Below are 18099 nucleotides of genomic sequence, written 5' to 3'. Positions count from 1 at the left end.
GAACTTTCCTGTGCTTGCATCGGGCAACTATCTTTGGATAATGCCCGTTTCCCGAACCACTACTCACACAGACTAATCGCCATGAATAACGACGTCATTTCACCGGAATTTGATGAAAACGGTCGCCCGCTGCGCCGTATTCGCAGCTTCGTCCGCCGCCAGGGGCGCCTGACCAAAGGGCAGCAGCACGCGCTGGACCACTACTGGCCGGTGATGGGCGTTGAATACCGCGCAGAGCCGCTCGATCTCGTCGCGCTGTTTGGCCGCGACGCGCCGGTGACGCTGGAAATTGGCTTCGGCATGGGCTCGTCGCTGGTGGAGATGGCGAAAACCAATCCGCAGCAGAATTTTTTAGGTATTGAAGTGCACTCGCCGGGCGTGGGCGCGTGCCTGAGCGCCGCCCATGAAGAGGGCGTCGAAAACCTGCGCGTGATGTGTCATGACGCGGTGGAAGTGCTGGAGAAAATGATCCCGGACGGCTCGCTGCATATGGTGCAGCTCTTCTTCCCGGACCCGTGGCACAAAGCGCGCCATAACAAGCGCCGCATCGTGCAGGCGCCGTTCGCGCAGCTGGTGCTGAGCAAATTACAGCCAGGCGGCGTCTTCCATATGGCGACCGACTGGGAACCTTATGCCGAACATATGCTCGAAGTAATGTCTTCGGTGGAAGGATATGAGAACCTGTCCCCGACGCAGGATTATGTACCGCGCCCGGCCTCGCGCCCGGTGACCAAATTTGAACAGCGTGGCCATCGTCTTGGCCACGGCGTATGGGACTTAATGTTCGGGAGAGTAAAATAATGGCGAAGAACCGTAGCCGTCGTCTGCGTAAAAAGATGCACATCGACGAATTTCAGGAACTGGGCTTTACGGTAACCTGGCGTTTCCCGCAGGGCGCCACGGATGAGCAGATCAACACCACGGTGGACGAGCTTATCAGCGAGGCTATCGAGCCAAACGGTCTCGCCTTCGGCGGCAGCGGCAACCAGGCCTGGGAAGGGCTGGTGTTCCGCCAGCAGATCGGCAAATGCACCGATGAAGATCGCGACGTTGTGCGCAAATGGCTGGAAGCGCGCGGCATGTCTGATGTCCAGGTCAGCGAACTGGTCGACATCTGGTGGGATTAAGTTAAACAACGGGTCGGTTCTGCCGGCCCGTTAGCGTTTCAGGAGCGAGTATGATGCGTAAAGCGCTGCTGGGCGTGTTGCTGGTGACGGCGATGCAGGCCCAGGCGGAATACAAATGCAGCGTCACGCCGCGCGACGACGTGGTGCTCAAGCCCCAGCATGTACAGGTGGTGGGTGAAAACGGCGATCTGGTGATTGGCCCTGACGGCGCGGTGCAGTTTAACGGCAAGCCGATGACGCTTTCCGCCGCCCAGCGCCAGCAGGCGCTCGACTACCAGAAAGCGCTGCGCGCCACGCTGCCGTGGGTCGATCAGGGCGCGCTGTCTCGCGTGGAGAAAGGCCGCGTCGCGCTGGATAAAATCATCGCCAAAGAGGTGGGTGAAAACAGCAGCATGCGCGGGCGTCTCACGAAACTCGACGCGCAGCTGAAAACGCAGATGAACCGAATCATCGAGCATCGCGACGACGGGCTGACGTTCCACTATAAAGCCATCGATCAGGTGCGCGCCGACGGCCAGCAGCTGGTGAATCAGGCGATGGGCGGCATTCTGCAGGACAGCATTAACGAAATGGGCGCCAAAGCGGTGCTGAAAGGCGGCGGCAACCCGCTGGAAGGCGTGCTCGGGAGCCTGGGCGGCCTGCAAACGGCCATCCAGAACGAATGGAAAAACCAGGAAGCGGATTTCCAGCAGTTCGGCCGCGAGGTCTGCACCCGCACCATTCAGCTTGAAGAGCAGCGCCAGGCGCTGGTCGGCAGCTTAAAATAACCGTAACGGGAGCGCTGGCTCCCGTTTTTTCTGCTTCGTGTCACTCCGCCAGATACATCCCGTTACACAGAATCACAATCGCTTCCTCTTTGTCTTACTTTTTCGCACTACGCTCTACGGGTGACTTCACAAGACCTGGACGAGGATGCGGATGAAACGGGATATTTCAGCAGGGAGCCTTATTTCTCTCTTTTTGCTCGGCATCATCACGCTGAACGTGGCTGTACTCTGGACGCAAAATTACCAGGCGGAGAGCGTGCCCGTTAACGCCTCCGCGGACCGCTGCGCGACGTTGGGCGTTAACCCCGCGCCGGAGTCTTGTGAAGACGAAATGCCGCCCACAGGGCCGCTGCCCGGCGAGCCGCCATTACATGTGACCGACGATATTATGCCTCCTGCAAGCCCGCGCTTTTCCCCCGCGCAACTCGCGCTCTACCGTAATGATGATATGTATTGGCCGGACGACCTGCCTGACGATGATTTCTGGCTGGGGGATGAACCCGGCGATCCGTGGTAATCCGGCGCTTCGTATACCATCACTCTTTCTTGCTTCGCCTGGGCGATGCGGCGTTTCTGAAGACGCCTCGCAGCGCCACGCTTTCCTCCTTTACGACCTTTCATAAACGCGCATAGTGACCTTTGTGTTTGTCATCGGCTTGTGCAGCCATTTGTTTTCGTGTGTATGCATGTGTATATTGTAAAGGCCTGGAGGGCGGATGAGATCCAGCGAGCTAATCAGACGGCTGCAAATCGCAGGATGCGAGTGCGTGAGACATAACGGCGGCAGTCACCAAATCTGGTGGTCGCCGCGCACCGGCAAAACGTTTCCCGTCCCGCACCCGAAAAAGGATCTGCCGCCGGGAACGCTAAACGCCATCCTGAAAATGGCTGGTCTTAAACCGTAACTTGCGGGAGGCAAACATGTTTTTTTCTGTAGGCGTTGAAACGCCCGCGAGCGTTGATGTGGCGTGGGGCATCGTGGTGCCTGCGTTATGTAATGAGGAATTTGGCTGTTATTCCGCCGCCGACGACAAAGCGGGTATTGCGCCTGCCGCTCGTGAGGCGATTTTGCTGGTGCTTGAAGAGATGATCCGTAGCGGTAAGTATCGCGCGGAGGCGCTCAGGGATGCCGGTCATCTTACCTACGCCGCGCACCCTGATTATCGCGCGTATGACAGCTGGTTCGTGATTGAGGTTGATCTGAGCGGGCTGGAGGGGCGCCAGCAGCGCATTAATATCACGCTGCCTGATACGCTTATCCAGCGCATCGACAACCGGGTTAAAGCGAGCGACGGCCGATACCGCGACCGCAGCCACTTTCTGGCGCAGGCGGCGCGCCATGAGCTACAGGGCGAATAAACCTGTAACCCCGCTCCCTGAGCGCGGGGAACGCTGGCTCAACCCGTCGGCGCAAGCGACGCAAAAGCGGCGCGGATCTCGTCTTCCGGCAGATGCGCGCCGATAAACACCAGCGTGCTTTGCGGCGTTTCGTCGCTCGCCCATTCGCGGTCCCAGTCGGCGCTGTAAAGCCGCTGAACGCCCTGGAACAACAAACGGCGCGGCTCGTCCTGAATAAACAGCATCCCCTTGTAGCGCATCAGGTTATCGGCGAACTCTAACAGCAGCCCTTCCATCACGCGGGAAATCGCATCCAGCGCCACCGGATAATCAAAATTCACCACAACAGAGGTGATATCGGTCTGCGCGGGAGCCGCGAAGTGAAAGCGCGGCGCGGGCTGTACGATGCGCTCTTCGAGCATAAAACCCTGGGTGTCGAAAATCAGGCTCAGATCCACCTCGCCATGCACCACCTTATGCACCGGCGCGCGGGCGTTAATGCGGCGCAGGCGAGCCAGCAGCGCTTCGTCTTCGCCCGCCACATCGGTTTTGGTCAGCAGAATGCGATCCGCGTAGCCGATTTGCGACTGCGCCAGCGCGTAGCGGTCCATCTGCTGCCCGGCATGCACGGCGTCCACCAGCGTAATCACGCCATCCAGCAGGTAGCGCTCGCACAGGGTCTCGTGGGAGAAAAACGTCTGGACGATCGGGCCGGGGTCCGCCATGCCGGTGCATTCGATAATCACCCGATCAAACGTGCTGGCGCCGCTATCCAGCAGCTCCAGTAAATCGAGCAGCGCGGATTCCAGCTCCTGCGAACGGGTGCAGCAGATGCAGCCGTTGCTGAGCGTTTTCATCTGCGTGGCGCGGCTGCCGAGAATGTCGCTGTCGATGGGCGTTTCGCCGAATTCGTTTTCAATTACCGCGATTTTGTAGCCGTGATCGGCCTCAAGGATATGACGCAGCAGCGTGGTTTTTCCGGCGCCGAGAAAGCCGGTTAACAGCGTGACCGCAACGGGTTGCATTTTTACCTCCGGTAATTGTCAGCAGCAGCGCATGCCGCCTTCGCCGCTTCCGCCATAGCGCGCTTCCTGGCGCTCGCGGAAGAATTCGTCATAGGTCATGTACGGTTTATCGGGATGATTGATCTTCATATGCTCAACGTAGTTGTCATAGTCCGGGATCCCAATCAGCATTTTCGCCGCCTGACCCAAGTATTTTTTCGCTTGCCCTAAGTTACCAAACATTATGTCCCCCAGACAGAAAAAGCCCGGCGGTGCGGGCCGGGGCTTGCGATTGTATCGATGTAAGGTGGGTGCGCTCCGCTTACCCACCCTACGGATGAAACCTGTATGTGCGACGGTGGGTGCGCTTCGCTTACCCACCCTACATAACTACATTTATCCTACTCGTTTGTAGGGCGGGTAAGCATCGCGCACCCGCCGTTTACCGCCGTCATCTCAATGGTGTGACGAGGTTTTCACGCCGCCTTCCGGCACCGGCACATACGGCGTTTCTTTCGCGCAGGGCTGTGCGGAACGACGCGCCTTCATCGCGGTGCGAATACCGTAGAAAATGATGCTGTACACTACCACCAGGAACAGAATGCTCAGGCCCGCGTTGGTGTAGTTATTGATAACGATATGGTGCATGTTGGCTACCTGCTGCTCGGTCAGCTCCGCGCCGCCTGCGGCGATACGCGTTTTGTACTCGTTCGCCATATAGAAGAAGCCTTCCATCTGCGGGTTATCGCTAAAGAGCTTCATCCCGAGCGCCCAGGTGGTGCAAATAAGCAGCCACACCGCAGGCACCACGGTCACCCACACATAACGGGTGCGCTTCATCTTCACCAGCACCACGGTCGCCAGCACCAGCGCCACGGCGGCCAGCATCTGGTTAGAGATGCCGAACAGCGGCCACAGGCTCTTCACGCCGCCGAGCGGGTCCACCACGCCCTGATAGAGCAGATACCCCCACAGGCCGACGCAGCCCGCGGTGCCGACGATACCCGCTACCAGCGAATCGGTTTTCTTCAGGAACGGCACAAAGTTGCCCACCAGATCCTGGAACATAAAGCGGCCAGAACGGGTGCCGGCGTCCAGGGCGGTCAGGATAAACAGCGCCTCGAACAGAATGCCGAAGTGATACCAGAAGCCCATATCCGCGGCCGGGATGATCTTGTGGAATACGTGGGCGATACCGACCGCCAGCGTCGGCGCGCCGCCCGCGCGGTTCAGTACAGACGGTTCACCGATATCTTTGGCGGTCTGCATGATCTGCTCAGGCGTAATCACAAAGCCCCAGGCGCTCACGGTCGCCGCCGCATGGGCGGAGACATCTTTCAGTTGCGCCAGGATAAGCGGCGCGTTGTCGGTGCCCAGCTCATGCAGGTTCGGCATCGTAATGCCAAGCCCCGCGGGCGGGGTGTTCATCGCGAAATAGAGACCCGGCTCGATGATAGAGGCCGCCACCAGCGCCATCACGGCGACGAAGGATTCCATCAGCATCGCGCCATAGCCGATAAAGCGCGCGTCGGTTTCGTTCGCCAGCAGTTTCGGCGTGGTGCCTGAGGCGATCAGCGCATGGAAGCCGGAAACCGCGCCGCAGGCGATCGTAATAAACAGGAACGGGAACAGCGCGCCTTTCCACAGCGGCCCGGTGCCGTCGATGTACTGCGTCACGGCAGGCATTTTCAGTTCCGGGTTGAGGATCAGAATGCCCACCGCCAGACCGACAATGACGCCGATTTTCAGGAACGTCGCCAGGTAGTCGCGCGGCGCCAGGATAAGCCACACCGGCAGCAGGGCGGAGACAAACGCGTAGCCCACCAGCGCGTAGGTGATGGTGGTGTCTTTAAAGGTCAGCGCCGGGCCCCAGTACGGGTCGGCTGCGATCACGCCGCCAAACCAGATAGACGCCACCAGCAGCACCACGCCAATGACTGAGACTTCACCGACCCGGCCCGGGCGCAGAAAGCGCATGTAGATGCCCATAAACAGCGCGATCGGCACCGTCGAGCAGACGGTAAAGACGCCCCACGGGCTCTCCGCCAGCGCTTTGACGACAATCAGCGCCAGCACCGCCAGGATGATAATCATGATCAAGAAGCAGCCGAACAGCGCGATGGTGCCCGGCACCGGGCCCATCTCCTCTTTGATCATCTCGCCAAGCGAGGCGCCGTTACGGCGCGAGGAGATAAACAGCACCATAAAATCCTGCACCGCGCCCGCCAGCACCACGCCCGCGAGCAGCCACAGCGTGCCGGGCAGATAGCCCATCTGCGCGGCCAGCACCGGGCCGACCAGCGGGCCCGCGCCTGCGATCGCGGCGAAATGGTGGCCGAACAGCACGTAGCGGTTGGTGGGCACATAGTTCAGCCCGTCGTTATTAATCACCGCCGGGGTCGCGCGCGTAGGGTCGAGTTTCATCACGCGGCTGGCGATATATAAGCTGTAGTAGCGGTAAGCCACCAGGTAGACGGAGACCGAGGCCACCACAATCCACAAGGCGCTGACGCTCTCGCCGCGGCGTAGCGCCACCACGGCAAGGCAAAAGGCCCCGAGAACGCCAAGAAGCGCCCAGGGCAGATGTTTCATTACTGTTTTTTTGTCCATAAGAGACCTGCTTGTCAGACAGAGATAAAACCGGCTGTGACGTACTTCCCTGACGGCACAGACGGCGGATAACCAAAAGATCTAAAACGCTCTTAATGATGACAAAACGCGCATGCGGCCTGGAAAGGGCTTCAACGAGCGGTTACATAGCGGGGCGAACGGTCATATAGCGTAGCGAGCGGTTCGCAGAGGCCCCGAGCGGTGGGGGTTTTGTGACGACAGTCACGGGCGCGAGGCGCGCGGGAGAGGAGGTAGCGCAGATAACAGGCGGCGGTTGATAAACCGGCGGTATTAACCAGCAAACGGACACGCTGCCAGAGGGCGGCGGCTTTTGTGGCGAATAATACCTCTGCCTGCCGTAAGACCAGGCTGAATAATGAAATAGTTGCCGGTGGTTAATATATTCTCTGATTGATTAATCATACATGATATATTTTGACGTTGATCATTATTCTTCTGTGATACCCGTATCACTTTCAATTCTGGTGAACTACCCGTTTATTTTGTGCGCACCATTACAAAACAACGTGATTATTAACTGCTGCTAAATACGTATTAAGCACTGCTTAATGAAAGACAGGAGAATTTAAAATTTTTTTGAAAATAAAATGGTTTATTAATCATGTAATTAAAAATAGGCTCAAAAATCACTCTTAATCTGCCACAAATATTTACGTTAAAGATAAAGCCAGTATCGCCTGGTTAAGCCGCAGTAAATTGCGCTTAAGTGATTACTTTTTCACTTTATTACCTGACTTAACTTATTTTTTTAACATATATTCTGAAGGTTTCTTGTCCGATATATTTTATTGTCATCAATCTTATTGAATTTTTTTGACGCTCTTGAGCCGCCGCGTTCATTAAAGGAACAATCTTTCACTGACGATAAACAGTTAAACAATTTTTATCATTTTAATGTGATGGTGAATGCAATGGCTTTAGTGACGTCGTTTGGCGAGAAAGTGAATAATCTGAGCGTCGGCAAAAAACTGACGTCGGGTTTTATTATTGTGCTGTGCATTATGCTACTGATTGCTGGCGCCGGGATTTATGGCTTCCGCCAGGTGGATGAGAACGCCCGTAAGGAAACGCTGACCGTCAGTATCGTGACCGCCCTCAACGAAGCGCGTATTAACCGCACGCTGTTCCAGCTCACCGGCGACGAAAAATATGCCGAGCTGAATGCGAATGCGCTGCGTCAGGTCGAGTCTCAGCTCGCTTCGCTGTCGCTCTTTAATATGGATATTGAAGGCCGCACCCGGTTTGCCGCTATGCAGACGAACCTGCAAAACTATCTGAAAGTGCGCGACAAATATATTCAGACGCTGCGCCAGCGCAATACGCTCGCGGCCGATCTGCATGAACAGTGGCCGTCGCAGTTTATCGATCAGGCATCGATGTACAGCGAGCAGGCGGACGCCAGCCCGCAGGCGGCGATGCTGGCCGCCCGTCTTACCGCGAAAGCGCAGCAGGTGCAGAGCGCCGTCGACGCCCTGGTCAACCGCGGCGACCGCGAGACGCTGAACAGACTCAACGAACTTCTGACGGGTATTGACGCGACCGCCGCGCAGCTTGGCGCAAGCACCCGCGATACGCCGCTCCCGTGGCTCTCCGCGCTTGCCGATCAGACCCGTATGCTGCACAGTAGCGCCGCGCTGTTTGTCTCTGCCTCCGGCGAGCAGGCGGCGCAGTCAACCACGCTCAGCGCCGCCGCGGGCCAGCTGAACGAAACCGTAAGCGACTTCCATGAGTTTCGTAAAATGCGCATGGCGAAATCCATCAACCATGTCGAAACGCTGATGCTTGGCGGTACGCTGGCAGGCGTCCTGTTCGGTCTGATCGTCGCCGCGTTTATTACCCGCAATATCACCCGACCGCTGCGTGAAACGTTAGATGTGGCGAACCGCATCGCGCAGGGCGATCTGACCGTCACCGTCTCTTCGCTGCGCCGCGACGAACCGGGTCTGCTGATGCAGGCGGTCGGCACCATGAACGACAGCCTGAAGAGCATCATTACCCGCGTGCGTCACGGCGTGGATAACGTTTCGCGCGCGTCGTCGGAAATCGCCGCGGGGAATATCGATCTCTCGTCGCGCACCGAAGAGCAGTCCGCCGCCGTGGTACAGACCGCCGCGAGCATGGAAGAGCTGACCTCGACCGTGAAAGAGACCGCCGGTAACGCCCAGCAGGCGAGCCAGCTGGCGGCGCAGGCTTCCACCAACGCCGATCGCGGCGGGAAAGTGGTGAGCGAAGTGGTCGAGACGATGCGTAATATCCAGGCAAGCTCCGGGAAAATCGCCGACATCATCAGCGTCATTAACGGCATCGCCTTCCAGACCAATATCCTGGCGCTGAACGCCGCCGTGGAGGCCGCGCGCGCCGGTGAGCAGGGCCGCGGGTTCGCCGTGGTGGCGGGTGAAGTCCGCACGCTGGCCAGCCGCAGCGCCACGGCCGCCAAAGAGATAGGCGCGCTCATCACCGAGGCCAACCAGCGCGTTGAAAATGGCGCGCAGCTGGTGGCGAGCGCGGGCGAGGCGATGGAAGATATCGTCGGCTCCGTCGCGAAAGTGCGTGAAATCATGGATGAGATCGCCCGCGCCTGTACCGAACAGAGCCGCGGCATCGCCCAGATTGGTCAGGCGATGTCGGAAATGGACACCACCACCCAGCAGAACGCCGCGCTGGTGGAGGAGTCGTCCGCTGCCGCCTCGTCGCTCGAAGAGCAGGCGCGCGAGCTGGAGCAGATGGTCGCCGTGTTTAACGTCGGCACCAGCGCGCCGCGCCGTTCTGCGCCCGCCGCCGCTCCTGTCGTGTCGACGCCGGCACCCAAAGCGCTCGCCGTGGCAGGCGTTCAGGGCGACTGGGAACACTTTTAAGCGTTAGCCCAGGCACACATTAACCCCGGCTTGCCGGGGTTTTTTTATTCTCCGGGCCAGGGGCGGCGAAACCCCGACATCGCCGCCTGGGTTGCTATACTCTCTGGGTTGCGGCGCGAATGGCGCTTACGTTTCCCGGCAACAGGACGTTCCCTTCAACCGGGCCCAGGAGAGATTATGATTGTGCTGTATAACGTGGCGATCGTGTTGCTGACGGTCGCGGCGATGGAAGTCGTGGCGGCGCTGACGCACAAATATGTGATGCACGGCTGGGGGTGGGGCTGGCATCTTTCGCACCATTCGCCGCGCAAAGGGTGGTTTGAGGTTAACGATCTTTATGCGGTGGTGTTTGCCGGCGTGGCGATTTTGCTGATCGCGCTCGGCGCGGGCGGGCGCTGGCCGCTACAGTGGATTGGCGCCGGGATGACGCTCTACGGCGCGCTTTATTTTATTGTGCATGACGGGCTGGTTCACCAGCGCTGGCCGTTCCGCTATGTGCCCCGGCGCGGCTATCTGAAGCGGCTCTATCTGGCGCACCGGCTGCATCACGCGGTGCGCGGGCGCGAAGGCTGCGTCTCCTTTGGTTTTCTCTACGCGCCGCCGGTGGCTAAGCTGCAGGCGGTGTTGCGCGAGCGTAACGGTCGTCCTGCGCGCGCGGACGCTGCCAGAGCGCCGAAGGGCGAGGCGACGACGACGCGCCGCGAGAACTCACCGCCATAAGCGCGCCTTTCGCCAGCAGGGCCAGTTTCCCGGCCTTGCTGGTGCCCTGACGCGTGTCCCACGCGTTAACGCCCGCGCCCTTCACCTTCACGCCAATTTCCCGGTAGACCCCATGCGCGGTGGCGATAGCCCAGGCGCTGCGTAGCGGCAGTCCGGCAAGCCCGGCGTGCGCCGAGGTGTAATACGGCTCCGCTTCATCCACCAGACGTGCGGCGAGACGCGCCAGCGCCGGGCGGTGCGCGCGATCTGTTAACGTGTCAGCGCGCAGGCCTTCCTCCTGAAGCCACGCCTCGGGCAGATAACAGCGCCCGATAGCGGCGTCTTCCACAATATCCCGCGCGATATTCGTGAGCTGGAACGCCAGCCCCAGATCGCAGGCGCGATCCAGCACGGCCTCATCGCGCACGCCCATCACGCGCGCCATCATCAGCCCCACCACGCCCGCGACGTGATAGCAGTAGCGCAACGTGTCATCAAAGGTGCGATAGCGCTCGTCGCGCACGTCCATCGCGAAGCCTTCCAGATGATCGAGCGCCAGCGCGGGCGGGATCTGATGTTCCAGCGCGACCTCCTGAAACGCCGCGAAGTTCGGCTCGCGCATCGGTTTGCCCGCGTAAGCCTCAAGCGTCAGCGCGCGCAGCAGAGCGATGCGCGCCTCTGGGGTGTCGGTGGGCGCGTCCGCCGCCTTAAAACCGAGCGTCTGACCGTCGGTGACGTCATCGCAGTGGCGGCACCAGGCATAGAGCATCAGCGCGCTGCGGCGGGTTTGCGCATCAAACAGCTTCGAGGCGGTGGCAAAGCTTTTCGAGCCCGCCTCGATGGTTTCGGTCGCATGCGTCAGCAGCGGTTTATCACTCATGCATGTCCCTCCAGCATCAGCCCGGCGGTGGCTTTCGCCGAGCCGATAACCCCCGGAATACCCGCGCCGGGGTGCGTGCCCGCGCCGACTAAATAGAGGTTGTCGATGCGGCTGTCGCGGTTGTGCGGGCGGAACCAGGCGCTCTGGGTGAGGATAGGCTCCACCGAAAACGCCGAGCCATGATACGCGCCGAGCTGGTCGCGGAAATCGAACGGCGTGAACATACGGTGCGTCACCAGCTGATCGCGCAGGCCCGGCATATAGTGCTGCTCCAGATACGCAAAAATCCGGTCGCGCAGGCGCGGGCCTTCGACATCCCAGTTCAGATTCGCGGTGCCGAGGTGCGGCACGGGGGCGAGCACGTAATAGCTGCCGCAGCCCGGCGGCGCCAGCGACGGATCGGTGACGCACGGCGCGTGCAGATAGAGCGAGAAGTCGTCCGCGAGCGAGTCGCGTTTAAAAATATCTTCAATCAGCCCTTTATAGCGAGGCCCGAAGCAGACCGTGTGATGCGCGAGCTGGCTGTGGTGATGGTTAAGTCCGAAATAGAGCACAAACAGCGAGTTGCTCATCCGCTTGCGGCGCAGCGAGGCCGCCTGCGAGATGCCGCGCGGATGATGGCCCAGCAAGTTGTTGTAGGTGTGCACCACATCGGCGTTCGACGCCACGGCGCGCACGGGAATGCGTCGCCCGTCGGCGAGCGTCACGCCGCTGATTTTGTCGCCCTGGGTATCGAGGCGCGTGACTTTGGCGTTAAGTTCGATTTCGCCGCCCAGATCGGTGAACAGCTTCACCAGTCCCTGCACCAGCGCGCCGGTGCCGCCGCGGGCGAACCAGACACCCCACTGGCGCTCCAGCGCGTGGATAAGCGTATAGATAGAGGACGTCGCGAACGGGTTGCCGCCCACCAGCAGCGAGTGGAAAGAGAACGCCTGGCGCAGATGATCGTCCTGGATAAACTTCGATACCATGCCGTAGACGCTGCGCCAGGCCTGGAGGCGCGCCAGCTGCGGCCCCGCGCGCAACATATCGCGAAACGAGAGAAACGGCACCGCGCCAAGCTTCAGATAGCCTTCTTTAAACACCGCCTGCGAATACGCTAGGAACTGGCGATAGCCCTCGACGTCGCGCGGATTAAAACGGGCGATCTGCGCCTCAAGACTCGCCTGATTGTTGTCGTAGTTAAAGACCTGGCCATTCTCCCAGCACAGACGGTAGAACGGCGTGACGGGCAAAAGATCGACATAATCGGCGATGTTTTTACCGGCAAGCGTAAACAGCTCTTCGATAGCCGAGGGATCGGTGATCACCGTCGGGCCGGCGTCAAAAGTAAACCCTTTATCTTCATAAACATACGCCCGCCCGCCGGGTTTATCGCGCTGCTCAAGCAGTAAGGTGGGAACGCCCGCCGCCTGTAAGCGGATAGCCAGTGCCAGGCCGCCAAAGCCGGACCCGATAACAACAGTTTTAGTCATGATGAAAAGCTCGCAGCCGGGGAGTTTGCTTTAGCACGGCCTGCATGGCTTCGCCCACCGGGACCGGGGGTTTGCCTGTCAGCAGTCGCGCCATATCCATTGGGGTCAGTCGTCCGGCGTAAAACCGGGCGATAAGCCCCGCATTCAGTCCATAAAAGCGCTGCATCACCTGCCAGCGTCGGTCCGGTTGTCCGGCCAGAAACAGCATCCGGTTCAGCAGCCGGAAAAAGCGCTGACGCCGCCACTGGCGCTGCGCGTAGTCTGCCGTCAGCGCATACAGCGCCGCTGAAGACACTGGCGGCTGCGCGGCGATAAGATCGGCAAGCGTTGCCGCGTGCGGCAGCGAATAGCCGGTCGTCGCGTGAAACAGCCCGGCGCGCAGGCCCGCACGCGGCACGCCCTGCGCTTCGCGCCAGAATGCCTGCGGCGCGCCGGTAAGCGTAATCGGCAGGTTGCCGCGCTCTTCGCGCTCAAGCCTCTCAAGCTGCCAGCCCTGCGCTCGCGCGTAACCGGCGATATTCTCCCGCGCGCGGTCGGGATCGAGCGTGGCGCTGTCGATGTAGTGCGTATCTTCTATCAGCAACGTGTCGGGCGTGAGCGGCAGCGTGTAGACAAACCGGTAGCCGCCCTGCTGCGCCACCGTGGCGTCCATCAGCACAGGGCGCGTCAGGCCGTGGGGCGCGGCGAGCCGCCACTGCTGGCCGAGAAACGCCTGCTGGCCTGCGGTGAGATGCGGGCTGGCCTGCCAGCCGCGGCCGTCGATGACCGCGCGGGCGCGCAGCGTGCGCCCGTCGGTGAGCGTCACGATCTGCGGTGTCAGGCTCGCGACCGGCGCGTTGCGCCAGAGGCGCTCGCCCAGCGTCGTCTGTAAAACGTCAGCGAAACGCTCAGACGTAACGCTGTAGTAGCCGCCGTCCAGCGCGCGCGTCAGCGCCGGGAAGCGCACCTCGTAGCCCTCCCAGCGGTGCGCCACCAGCGGCGTGAGCCAGGCGTGCTGTTCGGCCGTGAGATCCGGGCCGTGAAATGACCAGGTGTGATTGCCGCCGGGCGCGTCGTCCGCCTCCAGCAGCAGCACGTTGAGCGCCGGTTGCAGGGCGCGCAGGCGCAGGGCGATAAGCCCGTTCGCCAGGCCGCCGCCAGCCAGAATCAGATCCCATTTCGTGCTCATAAGGGCGCCTGCGCGAAAACAGGACGGCGCTCGTCCAGCGCCTGTTCAGCGATCTGCGCCGCGCGCGCGGCGCCGCCCGCCTGCGCCAGCGCGCGCTGCATCGCGGCAAGACGCGTGCGTGCCTCGGTATCGCTAAGCAGCGTTTTAAGCTTGCGGGCAAAGGTGTGACGTCCGGCGAAGCGCGAGACGCGCTGTCCGATGCCGCAGTGCTCTACCCGCGCCGCCACGCCGGGCTGATCGAACGCCAGCGGCACCACTAACAGCGGCGTGGCGCTGGCGATGGCGTCCATCACCGTGTTAAGCCCGCCGTGGGTGATCACCGCCTGCGACTGGCTGAGCGCCAGCGGCTGGTCGGTAAACCCGGTCACCTGTGCGGCGCCGCTGGCCTTCAGCGCTTTCTCCTGCGCGTCATTCAGACCGCCGCAGTGCGCCACCAGCAGCTCGACATCGGCGTCGCGACAGGCGCGGGCGATGGTGCGAAACAGCCCGTAGCGATGCCCCTGTAACGTACCGAGCGAGGCGAACACGCGCGGGCGCGACGCGTCCTGCGCCGGTTCCGCCACCGGCGGCTGCGGCGGACGCAGCGGGCCGACCGCATGAAAACAGGCCGGCGGCGCGTGGCGCGGAAAATCGAGCGCGCTGAGCGTCTGGCTGATTTGCGCCAGCGGCGAGAGACAATCATGCAGGCCGCGGCGGGGCGACAGCCCGAATCGCTGCGCGTGATGGGCTATCACCTTACCCTGGCGCCCCATCAGCCAGTCGTGCACCTGCTGGCTGGTCTGGTAAATTTTGCGGGCGCGCGGCGTTTGCGCATAACGAAACGGCATGACCGGCAGCGGAAGCCCTGCCTCGCGATTGACCGGCAGGGCGCAGGCGACCGAGACAAACGGCAGCCCCAGCGCGTCGGCGACGATCCCGCCCGCCGCTTCCATCTGATCGACAATCAGGCCGTCCACGCCAAGACGCGTCAGCGCGTCGGGGAGTTCCCGGCACAGCATGTCGGTGGTGCGCGCCAGATCGTTAATCAGGCTTAAGATGGCCGGGCCGCCGGGATGGGCGGTCAGGCGTAAGGTGCGGGCGAGGCTGCCGGGGGGATGGCTCGCTTCGCCCACCGGGTAAAAGCCGATGCGCGGATCGTCAAGCAACGTGCGGGCCTCGGCCTGCTGGATAAAGGTGATGCGGTGCCCGCGCGCGATAAGCGCCTGCGCGAGCGACTGCATGGCATGAACGTGACTGTAAAGCGGCGGCGTGATGACGGCGTAGTGGCTCATTCCTCATCCCCGACGCGCACCAGCGGCGCTTCCCGCAGCGCGCTGAGGCTGGCGCTGCCGGTACAGAAACAGGAGACCCGCAACTGCTCAATCACCACCGCAAAATGATCCAGTACGGCGCTGGTGGAGGTGGTGGCGCTGCCGAGCACCGCCGCGGCCTGGCCGACGAGAGTTGCGCCCATCGCCAGGGCTTTGGCGACGTCGATGCCGTCGCGAATGCCGCCAGAGGCGATAAGCGGCATTGACGGAAACGCCTGATGTATCTGGCGCAGCGCCTGGGCGGTGGGAATGCCCCAGTCGGCGAAGGCCATCGCCACGTTACGCGCATGCGCGCTGGCGGCGCGTTCGCCTTCCACGGCGGCCCAGCTGGTGCCGCCCGCGCCTGCGACATCCAGCATCGCGACGCCTGCCTCTTTAAGCTGGCGCGCCACCGGCACCGAGATCCCGGCGCCGACTTCCTTCACCAAGACCGGCACGGGCAGGGCGTTCACGACGCGTTCAATCGCCGCCAGCACGCCGCGCCAGTCGCGATCGCCGCCGGTCTGGAGCGCTTCCTGCAACGGATTGAGATGAATAATGAGCGCGTCCGCCTCCACCATATTGACGGCGCGCCGGGCGTAATCGAGCCCCTGGAGGCTGCCTATCTGCGCGGCCCCGAGATTCGCCAGCAGCGGGATATCCGGCGCATACTGGCGCAGCTCTCCCGTCAGCCCCCAGTTGTCTTCGCTCTCCAGCGCCACGCGCTGCGAGCCGACGCCCATCGCCAGCCCCAGCGTCTGCGCGGCTTCGGCGAGGTGACGGTTAATATCGCTCGCGCGCCGCGCGCCGCCGGTCATGGAGCTTATCAGGAGCGGCGCTTTCATCGCGCGGCCAAACAGGCGGGTGCTGAGATCGATGTCGTCGAGCGAGAGCTCAGGCAGGGCGCAGTGCCCGAAGCGCCACTGTTCAAAGCCGGTGCGAATGGTCTGTTTCGCCCGCTCCGGGTGCAGCACGATATCCAGATGATCGTTCTTGCGTTGGCTCAGTTCCTTGTCCTTCATTCATACTCCAGTAACAGTCACTGTCGGCGGCACGGCGCGCGTTCAGCCAAACATAGCCAGCTGTTTATCAAACCAGGCGTACATAAAACGGCGGGTGGACGCGCCGCGCGAGCAGGCGCCCGCGAGATGCTCATCGGCGCGCAGCAGGTGATCGCGCAGGCGCTGATGTACCGCCTCCGGGCCAAGCATCGCCACCAGGGTCGATTTCCCGGCGTCTTTATTGATGTCTTTACCGGTATTGCTCAGACCGTCCGCCAGATCGTCAAGCAGCTGGAACGCCTGACCGAGATGGCGTGAAAACTCGCGCAGCTTGTGGCGCACCGACGCGGAAGCGCCTGCGGCGATAGCGGCGATTTGCAGCGTGGCGTCGAACAGCACGCTGGTTTTGAGATCGTTGGTGGCGAGTATCGCCTCGGCGCTACGGGCCTGGTTGCCTTCGCTGAGATCGCGAAACTGCCCCTGCACCAGCCCCTGCAACCCGACGGCGCTGGAAAGCTCGCTGACCGCCTGGGTTTTGCAGCTGTCGGATAACGGACTGGCCTGGGCCACTACGCCGAATGCCCGGCTGAGTAACGCGACCGCCGCGAGGATCGCCACGCTTTCGCCATACTGGCGGTGGATGGTGGGTTTACCGCGGCGCAGCAGGGCGTTATCCATGCACGGAATATCGTCGAGCATCAGCGAGGCGGCGTGCACCATCTCCACGGCGCAGGCGAGATCCATCAGCGCAGGCTGGCTGGCGTCGCAGCCGAGATCGCGTGCGGCGAGGATCAGCAGCAGCGGGCGCACCCGCTTACCGGGCGTCAGCGCGCCTTCGCGCATCGCGGCGCAGACCAGATCGCGCTCCTGGCCCGGCGGCAGAAGCTCATCAAGGCGGGTTTGCAGCGCGTCGCGCAGCGCCTGCAATTCGATTTCCTGCCCTGAAGATTTCACGGCGTTAGCGTTCATGTTAAGGCCTCTGATGGTGTCCGTTATCGCTGTGGAATGGGAGAAAATGAAAGCGCAACTGCGCGTCGCGTGCCGCTATCAGGCGCGCAACATTCGTCGCATCAGGCGAAATGTGGGATTTTTGGTGTCTGAACAACTGATTATCTTCACGGTCATCTTTCCGGATACGTTCTTAAAAAGCGTAGCGTAATCCCGAAAAATTTCTTCGGCTAACCTCAACGTGGCACAAAACTTTACATTTCTGTGGCGCGTTGTACAGGTTTATGTGAGCAGCGAGCGTAGCAGCATCATGACCTGACTCACCTCATCCGCCGTAAGCGCGCCATCTTTGGCGAAGCGGACGCGACCGTCTTTATCCAGAACCACCACGGCGGAACCGCCCGGCTGAAGCCGCCAGGCGCGCTGCACCGCGCCTGTGCCGTCGAGCACGAATACCGATGAGGGATACTCTTTTTTGGTGCTTTCCAGACTGCGGCGCACAAAGATGGCGCTACCCGGAATGGCGTCGTCAGTGTTGATTATCGTGGTGGCCTGAAATTTTTCCGCCGGCAGACGGGCCGCCGCGATGGCGTCGCTGATGCCTTTATTCAGATCCTTCGCCGAGAGTCTGCCTGCCACATGCAGCACCAGGCCCACTTTGCCGCTGAGCCGCGCGCTGTTCCAGTCGCGATAATCGATCTCGCCCTGACTAAGCGTCAGTTCGCCGCGCTCATTCACGCCGACCGGCGCCACCCGTTCTCCTTGCGCCAGGTTATGCGCGCAGGCGAAAAAAGGCAGCAGAGTGCAGATGAGCAGTAACGAACGCAGCATGGGAAATCCTCGGCATGGGGGAGTTGGGAAAAGTGTAGTGGAGATTGGCCGGTTGGGTTGGAAAGGGGAGGAGTGGCTCACAGGGT

Annotated in this window: 19 protein-coding genes; 9 read left to right on the top strand and 10 right to left on the bottom strand. The window is 61.4% G+C overall.

Features of this window, described 5'->3' with window-relative positions:
- Positions 1 to 81: 81 nt before the first annotated feature.
- The 6 genes from trmB to AFK65_RS16515 all read left to right on the top strand — a co-directional run bounded on the left by trmB (position 82) and on the right by AFK65_RS16515 (position 3253).
- Positions 82 to 801, top strand: a complete 720-nt coding sequence (trmB, locus tag AFK65_RS16540) for a tRNA (guanosine(46)-N7)-methyltransferase TrmB (RefSeq protein WP_007701696.1) — start codon at positions 82 to 84, stop codon at positions 799 to 801.
- Complete coding sequence (locus tag AFK65_RS16535) at positions 801 to 1127, top strand: YggL family protein (RefSeq protein WP_007701693.1); 327 nt, start codon at positions 801 to 803, stop codon at positions 1125 to 1127. The genes trmB and AFK65_RS16535 overlap by 1 nt, the downstream gene beginning before the upstream one ends.
- A gap of 50 nt (positions 1128 to 1177) precedes the next feature.
- A complete protein-coding gene (locus tag AFK65_RS16530) occupies positions 1178 to 1894 on the top strand; it encodes a YggN family protein (protein ID WP_038856280.1) in 717 nt (238 codons plus the stop codon).
- 151 nt (positions 1895 to 2045) lie between these two features.
- Positions 2046 to 2411, top strand: coding sequence for a hypothetical protein (locus AFK65_RS16525; RefSeq protein ID WP_007701689.1), 366 nt, complete (start codon positions 2046 to 2048; stop codon positions 2409 to 2411).
- A gap of 199 nt (positions 2412 to 2610) precedes the next feature.
- Entirely contained in the window at positions 2611 to 2799 is a 189-nt protein-coding gene (locus AFK65_RS16520; protein ID WP_032804918.1) for a type II toxin-antitoxin system HicA family toxin, read from the top strand.
- A gap of 16 nt (positions 2800 to 2815) precedes the next feature.
- The gene (locus AFK65_RS16515; RefSeq protein ID WP_007701681.1) at positions 2816 to 3253 is read left to right on the top strand and encodes a type II toxin-antitoxin system HicB family antitoxin; all 438 of its coding nucleotides are present in this window, start codon (positions 2816 to 2818) and stop codon (positions 3251 to 3253) included.
- 38 nt (positions 3254 to 3291) lie between these two features.
- Here AFK65_RS16515 and yjiA read toward each other — a convergent pair whose 3' ends face one another.
- The 3 genes from yjiA to AFK65_RS16500 form a co-directional block, all read right to left on the bottom strand.
- Positions 3292 to 4257, bottom strand: coding sequence for a GTPase (gene yjiA, locus AFK65_RS16510; RefSeq protein ID WP_007701678.1), 966 nt, complete (start codon positions 4255 to 4257; stop codon positions 3292 to 3294).
- An 18-nt stretch (positions 4258 to 4275) separates the two neighbouring features.
- A complete protein-coding gene (locus tag AFK65_RS16505) occupies positions 4276 to 4479 on the bottom strand; it encodes a YbdD/YjiX family protein (RefSeq protein ID WP_032804917.1) in 204 nt (67 codons plus the stop codon).
- A gap of 213 nt (positions 4480 to 4692) precedes the next feature.
- Positions 4693 to 6846, bottom strand: a complete 2154-nt coding sequence (locus AFK65_RS16500; RefSeq protein WP_038856282.1) for a carbon starvation CstA family protein — start codon at positions 6844 to 6846, stop codon at positions 4693 to 4695.
- A gap of 932 nt (positions 6847 to 7778) precedes the next feature.
- Here AFK65_RS16500 and AFK65_RS16495 point away from each other — a divergent pair.
- Both AFK65_RS16495 and AFK65_RS21320 read left to right on the top strand, forming a co-directional pair.
- Positions 7779 to 9722: a methyl-accepting chemotaxis protein gene (locus AFK65_RS16495; RefSeq protein WP_038856302.1), complete on the top strand. Its 1944-nt coding sequence runs from the start codon at positions 7779 to 7781 to the stop codon at positions 9720 to 9722.
- A 177-nt stretch (positions 9723 to 9899) separates the two neighbouring features.
- A complete protein-coding gene (locus AFK65_RS21320; protein WP_038856283.1) occupies positions 9900 to 10442 on the top strand; it encodes a sterol desaturase family protein in 543 nt (180 codons plus the stop codon).
- Here the strand turns inward: AFK65_RS21320 and crtB are convergent.
- The 6 genes from crtB to AFK65_RS16465 are packed head-to-tail and all read right to left on the bottom strand — an operon-like array spanning position 10330 to position 17203.
- Positions 10330 to 11301 (bottom strand): 15-cis-phytoene synthase CrtB, encoded by a 972-nt coding sequence (gene crtB / locus AFK65_RS16490; RefSeq protein WP_007701662.1) that lies wholly within the window; start codon positions 11299 to 11301, stop codon positions 10330 to 10332. The two genes, AFK65_RS21320 and crtB, sit on opposite strands and share 113 nt — an antisense overlap.
- A complete protein-coding gene (locus AFK65_RS16485) occupies positions 11298 to 12776 on the bottom strand; it encodes a phytoene desaturase (RefSeq protein ID WP_038856284.1) in 1479 nt (492 codons plus the stop codon). The genes crtB and AFK65_RS16485 overlap by 4 nt, the downstream gene beginning before the upstream one ends.
- Entirely contained in the window at positions 12769 to 13944 is a 1176-nt protein-coding gene (gene crtY, locus AFK65_RS16480; RefSeq protein ID WP_038856286.1) for a lycopene beta-cyclase CrtY, read from the bottom strand. Before crtY ends, AFK65_RS16485 begins: the two co-directional genes overlap by 8 nt.
- Positions 13941 to 15215 (bottom strand): glycosyltransferase, encoded by a 1275-nt coding sequence (locus AFK65_RS16475; RefSeq protein WP_038856289.1) that lies wholly within the window; start codon positions 15213 to 15215, stop codon positions 13941 to 13943. The genes crtY and AFK65_RS16475 overlap by 4 nt, the downstream gene beginning before the upstream one ends.
- A complete protein-coding gene (gene fni, locus AFK65_RS16470; RefSeq protein WP_038856291.1) occupies positions 15212 to 16255 on the bottom strand; it encodes a type 2 isopentenyl-diphosphate Delta-isomerase in 1044 nt (347 codons plus the stop codon). The genes AFK65_RS16475 and fni overlap by 4 nt, the downstream gene beginning before the upstream one ends.
- A gap of 42 nt (positions 16256 to 16297) precedes the next feature.
- The gene (locus AFK65_RS16465; protein WP_007701089.1) at positions 16298 to 17203 is read right to left on the bottom strand and encodes a polyprenyl synthetase family protein; all 906 of its coding nucleotides are present in this window, start codon (positions 17201 to 17203) and stop codon (positions 16298 to 16300) included.
- Positions 17204 to 17249: 46 nt separating this feature from the next.
- On the opposite strand from AFK65_RS16465, the gene AFK65_RS22055 reads away from it, so the two are divergent.
- Complete coding sequence (locus AFK65_RS22055) at positions 17250 to 17393, top strand: hypothetical protein (RefSeq protein WP_162139044.1); 144 nt, start codon at positions 17250 to 17252, stop codon at positions 17391 to 17393.
- Positions 17394 to 17464: 71 nt separating this feature from the next.
- On the opposite strand, the gene AFK65_RS16460 is transcribed toward AFK65_RS22055, so the two are convergent.
- On the bottom strand, positions 17465 to 18013 hold the full coding sequence (locus AFK65_RS16460; protein WP_038856295.1) for a YtfJ family protein: 549 nt from the start codon (positions 18011 to 18013) through the stop codon (positions 17465 to 17467).
- Positions 18014 to 18099: the final 86 nt, after the last annotated feature.

It is taken from the genome of Cronobacter universalis NCTC 9529, from assembly GCF_001277175.1.
Classification (GTDB): Bacteria; Pseudomonadota; Gammaproteobacteria; order Enterobacterales; family Enterobacteriaceae; genus Cronobacter; species Cronobacter universalis.
The sequence above is the reverse complement of the archived record's forward strand: the minus strand, read 5'-3'. Positions and strand labels throughout refer to the sequence as shown.

Excerpts from the sequence above, each read along its gene's own strand:
- trmB (WP_007701696.1), top strand. The coding sequence starts at position 82 with ATGAATAACGACGTCATTTCACCGGAATTTGATGAAAACGGTCGCCCG.
- AFK65_RS16535 (WP_007701693.1), top strand. The coding sequence starts at position 801 with ATGGCGAAGAACCGTAGCCGTCGTCTGCGTAAAAAGATGCACATCGAC.
- AFK65_RS16530 (WP_038856280.1), top strand. The coding sequence starts at position 1,178 with ATGATGCGTAAAGCGCTGCTGGGCGTGTTGCTGGTGACGGCGATGCAG.
- AFK65_RS16525 (WP_007701689.1), top strand. The coding sequence starts at position 2,046 with ATGAAACGGGATATTTCAGCAGGGAGCCTTATTTCTCTCTTTTTGCTC.
- AFK65_RS16520 (WP_032804918.1), top strand. The coding sequence starts at position 2,611 with ATGAGATCCAGCGAGCTAATCAGACGGCTGCAAATCGCAGGATGCGAG.
- AFK65_RS16515 (WP_007701681.1), top strand. The coding sequence starts at position 2,816 with ATGTTTTTTTCTGTAGGCGTTGAAACGCCCGCGAGCGTTGATGTGGCG.
- yjiA (WP_007701678.1), bottom strand. The coding sequence starts at position 4,257 with ATGCAACCCGTTGCGGTCACGCTGTTAACCGGCTTTCTCGGCGCCGGA.
- AFK65_RS16505 (WP_032804917.1), bottom strand. The coding sequence starts at position 4,479 with ATGTTTGGTAACTTAGGGCAAGCGAAAAAATACTTGGGTCAGGCGGCG.
- AFK65_RS16500 (WP_038856282.1), bottom strand. The coding sequence starts at position 6,846 with ATGGACAAAAAAACAGTAATGAAACATCTGCCCTGGGCGCTTCTTGGC.
- AFK65_RS16495 (WP_038856302.1), top strand. The coding sequence starts at position 7,779 with ATGGCTTTAGTGACGTCGTTTGGCGAGAAAGTGAATAATCTGAGCGTC.
- AFK65_RS21320 (WP_038856283.1), top strand. The coding sequence starts at position 9,900 with ATGATTGTGCTGTATAACGTGGCGATCGTGTTGCTGACGGTCGCGGCG.
- crtB (WP_007701662.1), bottom strand. The coding sequence starts at position 11,301 with ATGAGTGATAAACCGCTGCTGACGCATGCGACCGAAACCATCGAGGCG.
- AFK65_RS16485 (WP_038856284.1), bottom strand. The coding sequence starts at position 12,776 with ATGACTAAAACTGTTGTTATCGGGTCCGGCTTTGGCGGCCTGGCACTG.
- crtY (WP_038856286.1), bottom strand. The coding sequence starts at position 13,944 with ATGAGCACGAAATGGGATCTGATTCTGGCTGGCGGCGGCCTGGCGAAC.
- AFK65_RS16475 (WP_038856289.1), bottom strand. The coding sequence starts at position 15,215 with ATGAGCCACTACGCCGTCATCACGCCGCCGCTTTACAGTCACGTTCAT.
- fni (WP_038856291.1), bottom strand. The coding sequence starts at position 16,255 with ATGAAGGACAAGGAACTGAGCCAACGCAAGAACGATCATCTGGATATC.
- AFK65_RS16465 (WP_007701089.1), bottom strand. The coding sequence starts at position 17,203 with ATGAACGCTAACGCCGTGAAATCTTCAGGGCAGGAAATCGAATTGCAG.
- AFK65_RS22055 (WP_162139044.1), top strand. The coding sequence starts at position 17,250 with ATGAAAGCGCAACTGCGCGTCGCGTGCCGCTATCAGGCGCGCAACATT.
- AFK65_RS16460 (WP_038856295.1), bottom strand. The coding sequence starts at position 18,013 with ATGCTGCGTTCGTTACTGCTCATCTGCACTCTGCTGCCTTTTTTCGCC.